The organism is Roseibium litorale (genome assembly GCF_014842915.1).
In the GTDB taxonomy this organism is placed as follows: Bacteria; Pseudomonadota; Alphaproteobacteria; order Rhizobiales; family Stappiaceae; genus Roseibium; species Roseibium litorale.
In genome coordinates this window covers 340,557-357,871 of the sequence record NZ_JACYXI010000002.1, presented here as the reverse complement: position 1 = coordinate 357,871, position 17,315 = coordinate 340,557, and the positions used below count along the sequence as shown (strand labels likewise).

The 17,315-nt window shown below is 61.5% G+C and carries 10 protein-coding genes; 8 read left to right on the top strand and 2 right to left on the bottom strand.

Annotation, left to right across the window (positions count from 1 at the left end):
• Window positions 1-53: 53 nt before the first annotated feature.
• The gene (locus IG616_RS05610; RefSeq protein ID WP_192147144.1) at window positions 54-857 is read left to right on the top strand and encodes a DeoR/GlpR family DNA-binding transcription regulator; all 804 of its coding nucleotides are present in this window, start codon (window positions 54-56) and stop codon (window positions 855-857) included.
• A gap of 6 nt (window positions 858-863) precedes the next feature.
• On the opposite strand, the gene IG616_RS05605 is transcribed toward IG616_RS05610, so the two are convergent.
• Both IG616_RS05605 and IG616_RS05600 read right to left on the bottom strand, forming a co-directional pair.
• Window positions 864-1,682, bottom strand: coding sequence for a sugar phosphate isomerase/epimerase family protein (locus tag IG616_RS05605; RefSeq protein WP_192147143.1), 819 nt, complete (start codon window positions 1,680-1,682; stop codon window positions 864-866).
• On the bottom strand, window positions 1,682-3,391 hold the full coding sequence (locus IG616_RS05600) for an FAD-dependent oxidoreductase (RefSeq protein ID WP_192147142.1): 1,710 nt from the start codon (window positions 3,389-3,391) through the stop codon (window positions 1,682-1,684). The genes IG616_RS05605 and IG616_RS05600 overlap by 1 nt, the downstream gene beginning before the upstream one ends.
• A 127-nt stretch (window positions 3,392-3,518) precedes the next feature.
• On the opposite strand from IG616_RS05600, the gene IG616_RS05595 reads away from it, so the two are divergent.
• From IG616_RS05595 to IG616_RS23260, 7 genes are all read left to right on the top strand, one after another.
• Entirely contained in the window at window positions 3,519-4,457 is a 939-nt protein-coding gene (locus IG616_RS05595) for a LysR family transcriptional regulator (RefSeq protein WP_192147141.1), read from the top strand.
• A gap of 105 nt (window positions 4,458-4,562) precedes the next feature.
• Window positions 4,563-5,567: a Bug family tripartite tricarboxylate transporter substrate binding protein gene (locus IG616_RS05590; protein ID WP_192147140.1), complete on the top strand. Its 1,005-nt coding sequence runs from the start codon at window positions 4,563-4,565 to the stop codon at window positions 5,565-5,567.
• A 180-nt stretch (window positions 5,568-5,747) separates the two neighbouring features.
• On the top strand, window positions 5,748-6,314 hold the full coding sequence (locus IG616_RS05585; RefSeq protein WP_209007298.1) for a tripartite tricarboxylate transporter TctB family protein: 567 nt from the start codon (window positions 5,748-5,750) through the stop codon (window positions 6,312-6,314).
• Window positions 6,311-7,822, top strand: coding sequence for a tripartite tricarboxylate transporter permease (locus IG616_RS05580; RefSeq protein ID WP_246476120.1), 1,512 nt, complete (start codon window positions 6,311-6,313; stop codon window positions 7,820-7,822). The genes IG616_RS05585 and IG616_RS05580 overlap by 4 nt, the downstream gene beginning before the upstream one ends.
• An 11-nt stretch (window positions 7,823-7,833) precedes the next feature.
• Window positions 7,834-8,697, top strand: a complete 864-nt coding sequence (locus IG616_RS05575; protein ID WP_192147138.1) for a shikimate dehydrogenase family protein — start codon at window positions 7,834-7,836, stop codon at window positions 8,695-8,697.
• Complete coding sequence (locus IG616_RS05570) at window positions 8,694-10,580, top strand: bifunctional sugar phosphate isomerase/epimerase/4-hydroxyphenylpyruvate dioxygenase family protein (RefSeq protein WP_192147137.1); 1,887 nt, start codon at window positions 8,694-8,696, stop codon at window positions 10,578-10,580. The genes IG616_RS05575 and IG616_RS05570 overlap by 4 nt, the downstream gene beginning before the upstream one ends.
• A 508-nt stretch (window positions 10,581-11,088) precedes the next feature.
• Window positions 11,089-17,280, top strand: coding sequence for an autotransporter outer membrane beta-barrel domain-containing protein (locus tag IG616_RS23260; protein WP_192147136.1), 6,192 nt, complete (start codon window positions 11,089-11,091; stop codon window positions 17,278-17,280).
• The last annotated feature ends 35 nt before the right edge of the window (window positions 17,281-17,315 follow it).

Sequence of the window (17,315 nt, the reverse complement as noted above, 5' to 3'; positions counted from 1 at the left end):
AAGAGGACAAGTTGGATGACAAGCAGGCGGAAGCTCCTGGGCGGAGCCCTCGCATGAGCGATCAGAAAGACAGTGAGCGCCGGAAGCAGATCCTTCACACCCTGAAAACACGGCCTCACGCCAGAATCAGCGAACTTTCAGATCAGTTTAGGGTGTGCAGTGAGACAATCCGGCAGGATCTGGATGATCTCGGCCAGATGGGGCTGGTGCCGCGCGGATGCAGTGGCATCCTGCCCGAAACAGGCGCGCACCGTCTCTATCCCGATATGGATACCCGTTCTGCAATGCGGCGGGAGGAACGCGAGAGGATCGGCGCTCATGCGGCGAAATTGGTCCTGCCTGGCTCAACAGTGATGATGGATGCCGGTACGACGACCTTGCAAATGGCGCGCATGCTGACGATTGCAGAGACGCCTTGTACCGTGATTACCAACAGCCTGCCGATTGCCATGACCCTTGGCCAGTGCCGGACCTCGGACGTGGTGCTGTGTCCAGGAGACTATCTGGCGACGGAAGCTGCGGTGTCGGGCGCTGAAGCCCTGGCCTTTCTGGAGCGCCACACCGTGGACGCCTGCTTCATCGGCGCATCTGCAGTGGACGAGCGGGGTGCCAGCGAGGCTGTTCGTCCGCTCGCCATTCTCAAAACGGTAATGCTCGCCGCGGCCAGGACCAAATATCTTCTGGCCGGACGGGAGAAGTTCGGACAGCGGGATCTGGTGCATATCAGCGCTCTTGATGAGTTCAACGGCCTGATCTGCGACGGCGATCCCGACCCCGAATTTGGCGAGGTGCTCAACGCGGCCGGTCTGCCTGTTTATACAGGCACGTCTCCAGCCATCCAGAATGCCACCGGCTGAGCTGTCTCAAGAGCAGTCGTCGAAGGTGGCGAGAAACCCTTTCGTTCTGTCGCAGATATGCTTGAGGACAGCGGCAGATCCTTCCGCTGCTGCCATTCTGGTCATGGGAACCTCGATGCCGAGCGGCAGGTCCTGGGCAAGCGCGGCGAGGAAGGCCTTAAGGTCGATATCACCGTCGCCGGGCGCCAGACGTTCCGCCCGCGCTGTCTCCAGAAGCTCTTCTTCGGTGTAGCCCGGCTGGCAGGGCGCATCGCAAAGATGGGCAAAGGGCAGCCGGTCTCTGGGCAGGGAGCGCAGCATGTCCAGTTGCGAGCCGGACCGGTTGAAATGGAGACTGTCCACCAGCAGGCCCGTGTGCGGGCCCGCCTGGCTTACCACTTTCCAGCAGGCCGCGAGATTGGGCACACAGGTCCAGGGGAAGAACTCCAGAACAGTGCCGAGACCACGCAGATGCGCCTGTTCGGACAGGCGCCCAAGAGTGTTGGCGAGCCGGTTCAGGTCCGGGTCGTAAGGGGCGGTGATGACCTGCGCCGCGCCCAGTTCGGCGCCGGCATCCAGAAACGGCAACAGGGCATCAATGCATGTTTCCGGAGTGATCTTGACGAATTCGATGTCTGCCACGCGAAGACCGGTCGATGCCATCGCAGCCTTGGTCTGTCTCATGGCGTCCGGATCATGCATGAGCGGATATCCCGGTGTTGTCTCCGTGACACGGATGAGCCTCAGGCCGACTGCGTCAAATCCCGCGTCTGCCGCAGCCTCCAGAAAGGCAGGCGGATCAAGGTCGATGGCGGAAAGGTGGGCAGCGGAGAGGGGACGGGGCATCAGATGTCTTTCCCGGCTGCATGGCAGCCTGCGATATAGCCGAAGGTGAGAGCCGGGCCGAGATTGATCCCGCCAGCCGGATAAAACCCGCCAAAAACACTGGCTGCGTCCGCGCCTGCTGCATAAAGGCCCGCTATAGGCGTGCCGTCCGCCATGAGAACTCGGGCATTGGCATCAGTCGCAAGTCCGGCGAAAGTGCCGAAACTGCCCGGCACGACTTTCACGGCATAAAATGGTGCGGAAGCTATCGGCGCGACACAAGGATTGGGTTTTTGCTCCGGGTCGCCCTGAAGGCGCATATAGGGCGTGGAGCCACGGCCAAATTCCGGATCCTCGCCAGACGCAGCATGGCTGTTCCAGGCTTCAATGGTTGCCGCCAGACCGGTGGGGTCGATGCCGCAGGCCACCGCCAGCTCTTCCGGTGTCTTGCCGGTTTTCAGATAGCCGTTGCGCAGCCAGTGGCCGGAAGGAACCGGGGAGGGGCGGACAATTCCCAGGCCATAGCGCCGCAGAAAGCGGTGATCACAGACGAGCCACGACTCGGCCTTTTTGTCCTCCCTGGTGGCCTCAAGCAGGGCCGTAACATAGTCGTGGTAGCCGAGCCCTTCATTGCAGAAGCGGCGCCCGGAGGCCAGAACGCCGATCACGCCCGGTTTGCCCCGGTCGATGATATGCGGGAACTGGCCAGTCCTGCCATTTCCCCAGGGAACGCTTGAGACAGGACAATAAGCCGCCGGATCGGCAAGGCTGAAATCCATGGAACCGCCAGCCCCGCTGGCGAGCCTCAGTCCATCACCGGTCGCGCTTTCAAGGGCAAGAGAGTGGTGTTCGCTGTTGCGCGGGATCACGCCTTCTCTGGCTTGCGGGTTTTGGGAAAACCCGCCGCAGGCCAGCACCACGCCTCTTGAGGCGGACAAGCTGGCGCCATCGGCCAGGTCGACGCCGGTGACCCGGCCTCCGGTTCCGCTGAGCCGTTCAATCGAGACCCCGGTGCGAATGTCAATGCCAAGGTCGAGGGCAGACCGCAAAAGCCGGGCGGCCAGCGCATTGCCATTGCGCAGGTCCATGCCCCGGCCATGCAAGGCCAGATCCCGGAAATGGCGCAGGGTCCGCTTGATCACGTGAACAAAGCTGGTGCTGGATCGCAGCATGGTCAGGAAGGCCCGCAGGTCAGGTCCTGCCTGAATGGTCATGCCGAAGAAGGTGGTCTCGTGCATGGGCTTGCGCAGCAGCTCGAGGGCCGCGCCGAGCTTGCGGGCGTCATAGGGCCTGGCAATGACGGAGCGGCCGCCCATGCCTGCACCCGGCAGGTGGCTGTAGGTGTCCGGAATGGCGAGGCCTCCCTCGAATTCCAGCGCGGTGTTCTCCTCCAGAAAGCCGACCATCCTGGGGGCGGCTTTAAGGAAAGCGTCGATGCGGTCGGCCTGGAAGTGGTTGCCAAGGAGAGACTGGAGATAGAGGCGCGGGGCTAAGCTGTCTTCCACAATGCCGGCTCTCTGGACAACCGGATTGCACGGCGCCCAGATCCAGCCGCCAGACCAGGCGGTTGTGCCGCCGATGACGTCTGTCTTTTCCAGAACACAAACCTTCAGCCCGTGTTGAGCCGCTGTGACGGCGCAGCTAAGCCCGGCCGCGCCAGAGCCCGCGACAATCAGGTCGAATTGCTCATCTGAACTAGGGCTTTCCGATACCCTTGCGGTATCCGTCATGCTGCTCCTCCCGGACCTCATCTTTCCCGCTCCCTGGCTGGAAGTTTCACCCGGGCACTCTTAACGTCAATTATTGAATTGGCCACCAGCGTAACATGGTGTTAATTTGAGCCGGGAGGAACTGGTCTTGCGCGAAATTACACTCAGGCAGATCGAGGTGATCCGCGCCGTTATGCTGCGTGGAACCATCAATGGGGCGGCGGAACATCTGGGCGTCTCGGCCCCCGGGGTCAGCCGGCTGATCAAGCATACCGAAGAGTCTCTCGGCATCCGGCTCTTCGAACGCCAGGCCGGGCTTTTTGTGCCGTCGGTGGAGGCGGGGGCGGTCTTTGACCAGATCGGTCAGGTCTACAAGGGCGTCGAAAACCTGCAGTTGGCGCTTGATTCCCTTCAGAAGGGCGTTGATGTGCGCCTTGCATTCGCGTCCGCGCCTTCTGTCGCACAGTTCATCGCCGCCCGGGCAATCCGCTCCATGCGAAAACGCTATCCGGATCTCTTTATTGATCTTAACATCCTGAAGATCGAGGAGACCCTGGACTATCTGCTCTTGGAACGGGGGGAGTTCGTGATCATGAGTTCGCCCGTGAACAACCCGGGTGTTGAGAACGAGGAAATAGCGCGCGGCCGGATCGTTGCGATCCTGCCGGAAGGGCACCGCCTCTCGGACAAAGCCGGGATTTCGGTTCACGATCTGAAGGATGAACCGCTGATCGGCATTGATCCGGGCGATCCCTACGGCGCGATAGTCGCCCGGGCCTTCCTGCAGGCAAAACTGCCTCTGCGCCACAGCATGCGCGGCCGCTTTGCCCAGACAGTGGTGAGTCTGGTCCGCCACGGGTTGGGAGTGGCCTTGATTGACGAATTCTCGGTTGCTGAGGTCTACATGCCGGGTGTCGTCCGCAAGCCTTTGACGGAAAAGGTGGACGTGACGATCTATGTGGTCAGAAAGAAGGGCAGGGTTCTTTCCAATTTTGCCGATTTTGGTATTCAGCAGTTCCGGAAGGAACTCAATGAGGCCCACCTGCACTGGGCTGCTTCAGTGGTCAAAAAAATAACATCAAGTTAATTGATCATTGAATTAGGTATTTGACGTTAGCTTCAGGATCGGCAAATCTCGAGCAATAGACGGTTTTGGGAGAAAGCCGTCCCTCAATTCCAAGGGAGGAAACTCATGAAGAAATTTATCATCGGCGCTGTCTCCGCGCTGGTCATGGCAACATCCGCTGCAAGCGCTGCTGATTATCCGACGCAGGAAATTCAGGGCATCATCCAGTGGGGTGCCGGTGGCTCCACCGACACCGTGATGCGGTCCGTTACCCCGCATGCGGAAAAGGCTCTTGGCGGTACCGTCATCATGCAGAACATGACTGGCGGCGTTGGTGCCATCGCGCTGAACTATGTCGAAGCCCTGCCGGCAGACGGCTACACTCTGCTGATGGGCGCCGAAAACCCGCTGCTCTACAAGGTGATGGGTCTCGGCGAAAAGGACTACAGCGACTTTATTCCGATCAGCATTCTGGCCCGCGGCACCCCGATTTTGGTGGCAAACCAGGATGCGCCGTTTGATGACTACGCCGGTATGATGGCCTATATCAAGGAACATCCGGGTGAGCTCCGCCTTGGCGCGACTGGCCCTGGCGGCCTGCCGTCCGTCATCACTGCGATGATGAACACGGTTGAAGGCAAGCTCGATGTGATTTCCGTTCCCTACGATGGAGATGGCCCGGCACTGACGGCTCTTCAGGGGGGCGCGATCGATGTGATGCCGGCTGTTCTGGGCGCCTCCATCGAAGGTATCCGTGCGGGCAACATGAAGCCGCTTGCGATCTTCGATGTTACTGCCAACGAAAAGCTGCCGGATGTGCCGACCATCACGTCCTTTAACGACAAATACAACGACATGCTGCCCTGGGGCCCGTTCTTCGGTGTCTTCGTGGCGAAAGGCACGCCGGATGACATCGTCGCCAAGCTGGCCTCCGCTTATGCGGAAGGTGCGAAGAACCCGGAATTCGTCGAGCTGATGGACAACCGCGGCTTCACAATGATGGGCATCAGCGGCCAGGAAGCGCAGGATTTCCTGTCCAAGTGGCAGCAGAACACCACCTGGCTTCTGCAGGACGCAGGTTTGACCAAGGCGTCTCCAGAAGACTTTGGTATCGCGCGCCCGGCGAAGTAAGCCTGGCTTTGCGGACCTGATCAGGCGCTGCCGCACCATGCAAAAGGGCGCCGCTCTTCCGGACCGAAGGGCGGCGCCACTTTTTTAAGCGTGCTGGGAATGACGGCGGCCCAACGGAACGGCAAGGCAAAGTGCCGGTTCCCTGAAGCAAGGGCTGCCGGAATGGGATGGATGGATCACATGCAGGATCAAGAATACGACAACCACGACGGAACATCGGATGCGACACCAGGTGGATATCCGGACCGGCGCAGGCCGGGGGAACTGGCGTTCGCGGGGTTCCTTCTGGCGGCCAGCCTTTACCTTCTCTATTCGGCCTACGGTATTGCCGGATTTGAGGCGCTGTCGTCGCCAGGTGCAGTGCCCATGGCAACGACCGCTGTAATGGTGATCTCGGCGCTCATCGTGGTGATCCGCACTGCAAAGCTGCATACCTTCGCCAACGAGACGATCTCGGGCAGCATTCTGCCGCGCACGGTGATCATTTTCACCGGTTTGCTCATTGCCTACGGCTTGCTCCTGAAGCCGCTCGGCTTTCTGCCAACCTCCGCGCTGTTCCTGATTGCCTCCATCCGGATCCTGTCAGACCGGGGCTGGGGCTTTGTCTTTGCGGTGTCCACCGGCAGCCTTCTGCTCATCTGGCTGGTCTTCCGCATCATCTTCACGGTCCTGATGCCCGCCGGCATCGTCCCGGAAGCCGAATTCATCCAGTTCTTCCGTGATCTCTTTCAACACGGAGCGGCATGATGGATAGTCTCCTGGCTTTCTTCACGGTGTTCACGCAGCCCGAGCTTCTCCTGCTCGTCGGTGTCGGGACTTTCGCTGGTGTCTATATCGGCGCCATTCCTGGTCTATCCGTCACCATGGCGGTGTCGATCCTGATTTCCTTCACCTTCTCCTGGGACGTCTATCCGGCAATCTCGCTGATGATCGGCATCTATATGGGCGGTGTCTATGGTGGCGCGCGCACAGCGATTCTGTTGAACATCCCGGGTGCTCCCTCGGCGATTGCGACCGCTATGGACGGCTATCCGCTGGCCCAGCGCGGCGAGGCGGGAACGGCCATCGGCATCACCACGGTCATGTCCTTCTTCGGCGGCTTCGTGGGGATCGCGGTTCTGGCGGTTGCGGCTCCTTTCGTGTCGGATTTCGCCCTGAAGTTCCAGCCGCGCGACTACATGCTTCTGGCGGTGCTCGGCATTCTGCTGGTGGGCTCTCTCTCGACCGGCAGTCTGGCGAAGGGGATCTTCGCAGGGGCTTTCGGCATTGCTGTTGGTGCGGTGGGCATGGATCCTTTGACATTCACGCAGCGCTTCACCTTCGACATTCCGCTCATGCGGGGCGGCATCAGCTTCATTGCGGTCATGATCGGCATGTTCGGCGTGTCCGAGGCGCTGCTTCAGCTCCATCATATCGGCTTGCCGGCCATCCGCCAGAAGATCACCCGCATCGTCCCGTCCTGGGGCACGCTGCGCAAGCATCTGCCGCTGTCCCTGCAGACCTCCGCCATCGGTGTGATGATCGGCGCTCTTCCGGGCACCGGAGGCGATATCGCGGCCCTGATGGCCTATGACCATGCCAAGCGCGTGACCAAGAACCCGGAACGCCCCTTCGGTCAGGGCGCGATCGAAGGACTGGTCGCTCCCGAAACGGCGAATAATGCCGCTGTCGGCGGCGCCTTCATCCCCATGATGACCCTTGGTATTCCCGGTGATGCGGTGACAGCGATCATGATCGGCGCGCTGTTCATCCATGGTCTCAACCCGGGGCCGATGCTAATGATCGATCAGCCGAACATGTTCTGGTTCATCGTCGGCGCCCTGGTCACGGCCAACTTCTTCATGCTGCTGTTCGGCCTGACCGGCATCCGGCTCTTCGTGAAGATCGTGGAAATGCCCCGTTCCGTCCTGATCCCGCTCATCCTGCTTCTGTCGATTGTCGGCGCTTATGCGGTCAACAATTCGATCACGGATGTCTACTGGATGCTCGGCTTCGGCTTCTTCGGCTACTTCATGCGCCACTATGGCTATCCGCTCGGGCCGGTGATCCTCGGGGTGATCCTGTCCCGGCTTCTGGATGACAATTGGCGCCGGGCGATCATTTCCGAACGTGAGGATCTCGGCCGCTTCTTCTGGGGCATTTTCAGCAGTCCGCTGTCGCTGACCCTGTTTGCCGCCGTTGTTCTGATCTTCGTTTCCCAGACCCCCGTCTGGTCCAAAGCAAAGTCCGCCCTGGCACGCCGCCAGGACCGGTAGGAGAGAAATCCATGACCCAAGATCCGGCGACCTCCGGACCTCTGAAACTGGGCCTGATCGGCGACAACATCGCCGCATCTAGGTCCCCCTTGCTGCACCGGCTTGCCGGCCGGCAGAACGGCATGGATGTAAGTTACAACCGGCTGGTGCCGAAGGATTTGGGGCTCGGTTTTGAAGAGGTGTTCGCGCTGGCACAGCGCGAACATTACCGCGGAACCAACATCACCTATCCCTACAAGGAGCGGGTGACGGCTCATGTTGCCATCGACGACCCGCTGGTCCGCGGCATGGGCGCGGTCAACACGGTCATCTTCGGGGAAAGCACCCCAAAGGGCTACAACACCGACTATTCCGGTTTCATGGCCGCTTACCGCCGGGTGCGCGGGGATGAGGCGCCAGGTGCGGTGCTGATGATCGGTACGGGCGGTGTTGGCCGGGCCGTTGCCTTCGGGCTGATCGGCCTTGGCGCGACCGAGTTGCGTCTGGTCGACCGGGACCGGGTCAAGGCGGAAATCATGGCGGAAGCTGTCCGGAAGGCCGCTCCCGGCATGAAGGTCAGCCTGTGGGATAAGGCGGAGGAGGCAGCAAGCGGCGTCTCCGGTCTGGTCAATTGCACGCCGGTCGGTATGGTAGGCTACGAGGGAACGCCGGTCGCCGCTGAGGCCATGCAGGGCGCACAATGGGCATTCGATGCCGTCTATACACCCGCGGACACGCAGTTCCTCAGTGATGCATCAGCTGCCGGACTGTCCATTATTTCCGGCTGGGAACTGTTCTTCTATCAAGGCGTTCATGCCTGGAAGCTGTTTTCGGGTAAGCCGCTTGATGAGGACAGTCTGCGTCACGACCTGATCCACACGGGAGAAACCGCATGAAGACTTCGATTGCCACCGTTTCCGTTCCCGGTAATCTCCGGGAAAAGCTGGAAGCCATCTCCGCTGCGGGGTTCGATGGTATCGAGATCTTCGAGCAGGACTTCATCGCAGATGAGGGCAGCCCGCGTGACGTGGGCCAGCGTATCCGCGATCAAGGGCTGGAAATCACCCTGTTCCAGCCCTTCCGCGACTTTGAGGGGCTGCCGGGCGCTCTTCGGACCAAGGCTTTTGACCGGGCAGAGCGCAAGTTCGATCTGATGCAGGAGCTGGGCACGGACCTTGTTCTCTTCTGCTCTTCCGTGCATTCGGAGGCCCTTGGCGGTATCGACCGGGCAGCCGACGACTTCCGGGAACTGGGAGAGCGGGCCGCCAAGCGCGGCATTCGTGTCGGCTATGAGGCTCTGGCCTGGGGGCGTCATGTCAACGATCATCGGGACGCCTGGGAAATCGTGCGCCGGGCGGATCACCCCAACATCGGTCTGATCCTCGACAGCTTCCACACGCTCGGCCGCAAGATCGATCCGGACACGATCCGACGCATTCCCTCCGACAAGATCTTCTTCGTTCAGCTGGCCGATGCGCCCTTGATCGAGATGGATCTTCTCTACTGGTCCCGCCATTTCCGCAACATGCCGGGCGAGGGGGATCTGGATGTCACCGCCTTCATGCAGGCCGTCATGGCGACAGGCTATCAGGGACCGGTGAGCCTGGAAATCTTCAACGACCAGTTCCGGGGCGGCAGCCCGGCGTCCGTCGCCAAGGACGGGCTTCGCTCCCTGGTCTGTCTGATGGATGACGTGCGCCGCAAGGAGCCCGGAGCCCAGGTTGACCTGCCGGACATGCCGGAGCGGGTCAAGGTGTCCGGAACGGCTTTCATCGAGTTCGCCTCGCAAGGGGAAGAGGCCAGGAATCTTGCCCATTTCCTCACCACCCTGGGCTTTCAGGAAACCGGTCAGCACATCACCAAAGATCTGACCCTGTGGCAACAGGGCGATATCCGCATCATCATCAATCAGGAAGCCAGGGATTTTGCGGGTACGACCTATACGGTTCATGGCACCAATATCTGCGATATCGGTCTGGAAGTTGCCTCTGCGGAAGAAACGGTCGCCCGCGCCACAGCCCTTGGCGCCGAGCCTTTCCAGCAGCCGCTGACAGAAGGCCAGATCGACATTCCGGCCATTCGCGGTCTTGGTGGAAGCCTGCTGCATTTCTTGGACGGGTCCTCCTCACTGTCTTCTGTCTGGTCCTCCGAATTCCGGATGATCCAGCCGGTCAGCGGAGGGGCGGGGCTGAAGCGTGTCGACCACGTGGCCCAGACCATGTCCTATACGGAGATGCTCAGCTGGACGCTGTTCTACACATCCCTTTTCCGTATGGGCAAATCGCCGATGGTGGATGTGATCGATCCCGACGGGCTTGTGCGCAGCCAGGCCGTCGAAGCGGACGGGCAGGGCTTCCGGATCACGCTCAACGGGGCGGAAACCCACCGGACGCTGGCAGGCTCGTTCCTGGCCGACAGTTTCGGTGCGCCGGTCCAGCACGTGGCCTTTGCCTCTGAAGACATTTTCGCCAGTGCCGAAGCCCTTGAAGAGGCGGGGTTCAAGGCGCTGCCGATGCCTGACAACTATTATGCGGATCTGGTCAGCCGGTTTGACATTGCCGAGGACCGTCTCGCCCTCATGAAACGGCACAATATCCTCTATGACCGGGACGCCGGCGGCGAGTTCTTCCAGATCTATTCCCGGCCTTTTGGCGGCGGCATGTTCTTCGAGGTGCTCGAGCGCCGCGGAAATTACAGCGGCTATGGCGCCCCTAATGCGCCGTTCCGGATTGCCGCTCAAAAGCGGATGTTGAGGCAGAAGGGTGTTCCCCGGAAATAGAGCGAACCGCCAATCTTTGCAGGTGTAACACGCGGCGGATGTGCACGGCATATCCGCCGTTTTCATTAAGGGGGCCCGATCTGATCAATCTGCGCAATCGTTCCCCGCTTATCGATAGTGCTGGATACCCGATTGCCGGGGTCGCACCCGTTCTTTCCTCCCGCCGGGCAGTGAGCGGATCAGCTATTGGCTGAAGTGCCGTAGGATCTTACAAATATGTAACTGGAAAAGAAGGGAAACTTCTGGAAAAAAATAATGCGCAACCGGATTAGATCTGGTCTTCTTTTGGTCGTGTATGCCGACTCGTTTATGCGCGGAGAGTATACCGCGTGGTTTTTTGTTTTTTGATCGATCGGGTTGCCCGCGCGATGCCTGCTCTGATGGCAGCCGCTGCAGCTTGTGATATTCCGCCGGGGGGCAAGTGATGAACGCCGAAGCTTCGAACGGACAATCCGTAAAAACCTGCTCCCGTTACGGCAGATTGCACCGGTCCCCCTTGAGAAGCGCATTGCTCGGAACCGCCGCGCTCTGTCTTCTGGCAACGCCCGCGGCGGCGGAGAACAAGTGGTGGTTGACGGGCGAGGCAGGGAGCGATGGACGCATCGTCTATACGCTCCATTCCGGGGAAACAGTTCCAACCGGTATCGCGGAATCCCTAGGCAATATTGAGCTGACGCTTGCCGGATTGCGCTTCGTCAAGTTGTTCGGGGCGCCTTTCCCAATCCCCTATGGAGGTCCTTTCAAGGTCTCCGGCGCGGTCGATCTCGATCTCGCCTTTGCCGAGGGCCAGGTCATTCCGACGGGTGGCCGCCCGATCACCCTGCAGACGGACGGATTTACAGAGGCGGAAAGCACCAGCAAGCTTTGGTCCATCGTTGCCCAGTCGGCATTCCGCAAAAATCCTTTTGTTGGATCGTTCTTGGCCCCCTTCAGCTTTCCGGGTCTGACAGGAACGGACAGCCCGGTCTATGGGCCTCTCGTGGACATTGCCTCGCGGGGCAGTCTGACCGGGGTTTCGACCTCTCCGATGGTTCTGATCACCTCCTTCGGGGAGGATGGCGCCAACGGCAGCAATGGGAGCTTCTTCCACTCGGGTCATCCGGGCCACGTGGGTCAGGACGGTGGTGATCTCAAGTTCACCAATAGCGGCCAGATCAACAGCAACGGAACCAGCACAGCCACGCCAGAAGGCTTGCCCGCATCGGGCACAGTGACCGTTGCTTCCACCGGTGGTGACGGTGGTCATGGCGGCAAGGCTGGCGGTGGCGCAATCGGCGGCCACGGCGGGAAAGGTGCCCGCGGCGCCAATGGCGGCGGTGTTTTCGTTATCAACGACAGCGCGGGTACGATCCAAAACAAGGCAGACAATGAAGCCGGTATTCTTGCGCTTTCCATCGGGGGCGAAGGTGGTGCGGCTGGCGGGGCGTCGTGGGCCTCTTCAGGAAATGATGGCGGCGTTGGCGGCGACGGCGGATCAGTCAACGTCAACAATGCCGGGAAGATCATAACAAGTGGCTCCAATGCTGCCGGTATTGACGCAGAAAGTCTTGGCGGCGGTGGCGGCAGCGGCTCCGGCGGTGGATGGTTCGGCGGTTCCGGTGATGGCGGCAGCGGCAACGCCGGGGGCGTGGTCGCCATCGGCACCACGGGCGAAATCACAACCAGCGGCGCTTCGTCTGCCGGTATCTTGGCCTCCAGCACCGGCGGGAATGGCGGGGACGGTGGCAGCGAGACGGGCATCGTCGCGGTCGGCGGCGATGGTGGCAAGGGTGGCAATGGCGGCGCGGTTTATCTGGGGGTTGACGGTATCTTGCAAACCTCCGGCAAGAACGCCGCCGGTGTCTTGGCTCAGTCGGTCGGCGGCGGTGGTGGCCGGGGCGGCAACGCGACCGCGATCGGGATCGTGAGCGTGTCCGTCGGCGGACGGGGCGGCGGCGGCGGCGATGGCGGCGCCGTTTCCGGCATCGTCAAAGGTGATATCACCGCCTCCGGACAGAATTCCGATGGCCTCGTTCTTCAGTCCATCGGCGGCGGCGGCGGTCATGGCGGGTCTGCGGTCAGCGTCGCGCTTGGGCCTGTCGCGGTGAGCGTTGCCGTCGGCGGCAGTGGTGGATCTGGCGGCAAAGGAGGGGCTGTCACTGGCAGCGTGGACTCTGGGGCATCCATCATCACCGGACAACAGCCCCTGATCGATGACACCAGTTCCGGTGACACTCTGACGCCGTCAGATGTCACCAAGCTGGCGGTCAATCAGGACAAGGGTGATCATTCCTATGCGGTTCTGGCCCAGTCCATCGGCGGCGGCGGGGGTAAGGGCGGGAATGTCGTCTCCGTGGCGGTCAGCGCAAATCCGGATGGGGCCAGTGCGGGTGTTGCAGTTGGTGTGGGCGGCAACGGCGGTTCTGGCGGAAATGGCAGTTCAGTTGATTTCACCAATGCGGGCGATCTGACAACATACGGCCGGCATGGCACGGCCATGCTGCTGCAATCGATCGGCGGTGGCGGCGGGGCAGGCGGCGCGTCTACCACGGTGGCTGCCTCTGTCGGCGAAGTGGCTGCCTCCGTCTCCGTCGGCATTGGCGGCAGCGGCGGCGATGGCGGCAATGGCGGCACGGTGACTGGTAACAACTCCGGTTCGATTTCCACCTGGTCCAGCCAGTCCTTAGGCATTCTGGCGCAGTCGATCGGCGGCGGCGGCGGTTCAGGCGGCAATGTTACGGATGTGGCCGCCTCGCTCGGCAGCACTGCGGCCTCTGTCGGGGTAGGTGTCGGCGGCAGCGGCGGGCGCGGTGCTGACGCCGGAAGCGTGACCATCACCCAGTCAGGCTCAATTCTGACCCAAGGCGCACAGTCTCATGGAGCCGTTGCGCAGTCCGTCGCGGGCGGCGGCGGGCATGGCGGCAACGTGCACAGCTATTCGGTCTCTGCGGGTACGGGCGGCTCCTCAAGCGGCGGAAAGGCCTTCTCCCCGAGTGTTGCAGTTGGCGGCAGCGGCGGGGCAGGTGGAACCGCCAGCTCGGTCAGTCTGACCAACACAGGGACCATTGTCACTTACGGCGCGAATTCCTTTGGCGTCGTGCTTCAGTCCATCGGTGGTGGCGGCGGCCTCGGCGGAAATGTTTCCGCTCTGTCTGTTGCCGCCGCGCTCAACCGCTCATCTGGCTCGGATTCTTATGGCGGGACAGCGGTTTCCGCGAGTGTCGCGGTTGGCGGCAGGGGCGGCTCAGGGGGCGCGGGCGGCACCGTGAGTTTCACGGCGGACGCCGGGTCGTCCGTGATGACGGGCGGGGACGAGTCCAGTGCCGTCGTGGCCCAGTCCATCGGCGGCGGCGGCGGGGCTGGCGGCAGTGCCCAGACCATCGCCGTTTCGACCCTCGTGCCCAATCCCACGGAAGCGCGAAACGGTATTTTGAACTGGCTGACCAAGAAGTTCCCGAGCGTGCCTTGGGACGAGCCGGGTACGAACAATCCCGGCACGTCCTATTCCTTCTCGGCTGCTGTCGGCGGCGAGGGGGGAACCGGCGCGACCGGTGGAGCGGTTAACGTCACACTCGACAAAAGCTCCAGTATCATGACCTCGGGCGGCCACTCCCATGGGGTTTTGAGCCAGTCCATTGGCGGTGGCGGCGGCAACGGCGGGGCCGCGCATTCCTATGCGATTGCCGGCTATGGAACGTATGGTGTGTCGCTCGCCATTGGCGGGTCTGGCGGCTCGGGCAACCACGGCGGCACAGTCACCGTCACGGACAATACCACGAACGCACAGACCGGCATGATCCGGACGGTTGGGGATCATTCCAACGGCATCCTGGCGCAATCCATCGGCGCAGGCGGAGGCGATGGTGGAACGTCGGGCGGAAGCTCGCCCAGTATTCCAGGCATTTCCAAGAAGACCTTTTCGCTGGCCCTTGGCGGCAGCGCAGGAGCATCTGGCGACGGTGGAACGGTTTCCGTTACCCGCGAGGGCGGAATCTGGACATCAGGCGCAAACTCCTATGGCATCTTTGCCCAGTCCATCGGCGGGGGCGGCGGAACGGCGGCTCAGGGCGATGCCTCCAAGGGCGGAGGGCTCTTCGCCTTCTCACTCGGCGGAACCGGCGGCTCTGGGGGCAATGGCGGCTCAGTCAATATTGCCGGTTCGGGAACGGTTCTAACGACCGGAGCCCAGTCCCACGGTATTGTCGCTCAGTCTGTCGGCGGCGGCGGCGGAGCAGGCGGGGCATCGTCCGGAGGGGTCTATGGCATTCCTGTCGGCTTGTCCCTGCATCTTGGAGGCGGCGGCGGTTCCGGCAGCAATGGCGGCACGGTGACTGTGAACCGGGGCGGGGAAATCACCACCACCGGCACCCATGCTATAGGTATTCTGGCCCAGTCCGTTGGCGGCGGTGGCGGAATCGCGGGAACCGGCGAGTTGATCACCGGTACAGAACTGCCCGTGAATGTTCATCTGACCGATGGGGGCAATGGCAATGGCGGGGCTGTAACCGTCAGCGATGCAACGGCGGACAGCGCCTTGGTCGTCAGCACAAGCGGCACTGGAGCTCATGGTATTTTTGCGCAGTCTGTCGGCGGCGGCGGCGGTTTCTCGATCATTGCGGATCAGAACACGGATTCCGTGAATTTTTATGAGCCGGGCTCCGCAACAGCAGGCGATGGCGGGAATGTTACGGTTTCCCTGAAGGGAACTGTCGGGACCACAGGGGCCCATGCTTACGGCATTTTGGCCCAGTCCGCAGGTGGCGGGGCCGTGGTGCATGCCGATGACAATGGCATGACGATCCTGTCCGGAAACGGCACGTCAGGCCGCGTGAACGTGGCAACGGCTGACGGCAGCCTGATCAGCACATCTGGTGCAGGCTCTCACGGTATTTACGCCATTGCTGCAAACAGCCATGGCGTTTCCGCTCCCTCTTCAAGCGACAGCGCAGGGCTCGCCGTCGAAGTTAAGGGAGCTGTTACGGCTTCAGGTGCGGGTGCTGCTGCGGTCCGGACGGCCAATGGCACAAGTCCGGCCGGAACGTCCGAGGATCTCTTTTCCACCACCATCGAGGTCGACAGCACAAGCCTTGTGTCCTTTACCGGCATTGGCGGCGAAGGCTATGGCATCTATGCGCAGGACGTTTTTGACAACATCTATGTCGACATTGCTGGATCCGTCGTTACGGCAGGTGACGGCATTTCCGACAGTCAGGCAGCCATCAAGCTGGACGGCAGCGGCACGGTTTTTGTCGAGGCTGGCGGTTCTGTCTATGGCGCGATCCAGGGCAATTTCGGGTCTTTCACCCTGATCAACAGTGGTACGGTGCAAGGCAGTGTGTCAGGCATCAGCAACTACCTTCTGAACGGCGGTCTTCACTATCTGCCCATCGATCTTGCCAGGGGAACAGCCGCAACGATCAACGCCAGCACCTTTACCCTGAATGGGGAGGTGCGTCCGTTGCTGTCAGGGTTCGGCACTCTCTCCGGCCCGAAAAAGATCATCGATACGGATATGTTCAACGGCAGTCTTGGGCAGGTCACGGATAGTCTGCTCACGGACTTCCAGATCTCGCTCGACAACAATGACGTGACGCTAACCGGTGTTGATCTCGACTTCAGCCGGGCCAGCGTCAGCGGCAATGACGCAACGGCGCTCAGCACCATCAAGACGGCTGTGGAGAGCTGGACGAGTGGTGCGGCGGTTGCGGCGTCTGATACGGGGCTGCACACTCTGGCGCTGGATGTCGCCAATGCCCGTAATCAGGCGGAGCTTGATGCCAAGCTTGCGGCGCTGGATCCGACCCAGCACTACCAGACTGCCGAAAATCATGCCGCTGCCGCCAGTGCAGGTGCCTCGGCCATGTTGAGCTGCGGCATGGCGTCCGGCAGCTTTGCCGCGATCCGCGAGGGTGAGTGTACCTGGATCAAGGGGCTGGCTTCCAACGAGAAGAGCTTCGATACGAACGCAACCAGCCGCAGTGCCGGTTTCGCGATCGGCCATCAGGCCGCCTTGTCGGACACCTGGCGTCTTGGTGTTTCTGCCGGGTTCCAGGGGACGTCCCTGGACGGCCGTACCGTCAACAGTGATGGCGAGCGGTATCTGGCAGGTGCCGTGCTGAAATACACCGACGGCCCCTGGCTGGCAGCCGCATCTCTGGTTGGCGCTTACAGCGAAGCGGACGCCACCCGGCGGATCGATACGAGCGCAGGCACCAGTTTTGCAACCTCGCATCAGCGGGCTGCCTCGCTCAGCACCCGTTTGCGGCTGGCGTATCTGTTCGAGTTCGGCAGCTTCAACGTCATGCCACTGGCGGACCTCGACGCCCACTGGATCCATGATTATGGCTACCGGGAGCGGGGGGCAGGCTCGTTGAACCTTCAGGTTAAGGAAGCCGATCATGCTCTGTTCGATTTCCGCCCGGCGGTTCGCTTTGGCCGGGATTTCAAGTTGCAGGACGGTTTCACCTTCCGGCCCTATCTCGAGGCAGGCGCCCGGTTTGCCCTCAACGACAGCAATCTCACGAGCTTCCTTCCGGACAGCCTGGCGGGTCTGAACCCGCGCAAGCTGACACTGGAGCGGGAGGATGTGTCGGCAACGATTGGTCTGGGTCTGGATCTGCTTGGCGACAACGGCTTTGAGGCCAAACTGCGCTACGATGGCCAGTTCAGCGACAGCGCCGTCGGCCAGGCGGTCAGCTTCAAGCTCGGCTACAAGTTCTGACGGTATCGAGATGAAATTGCGGGCTGATTTCCTGA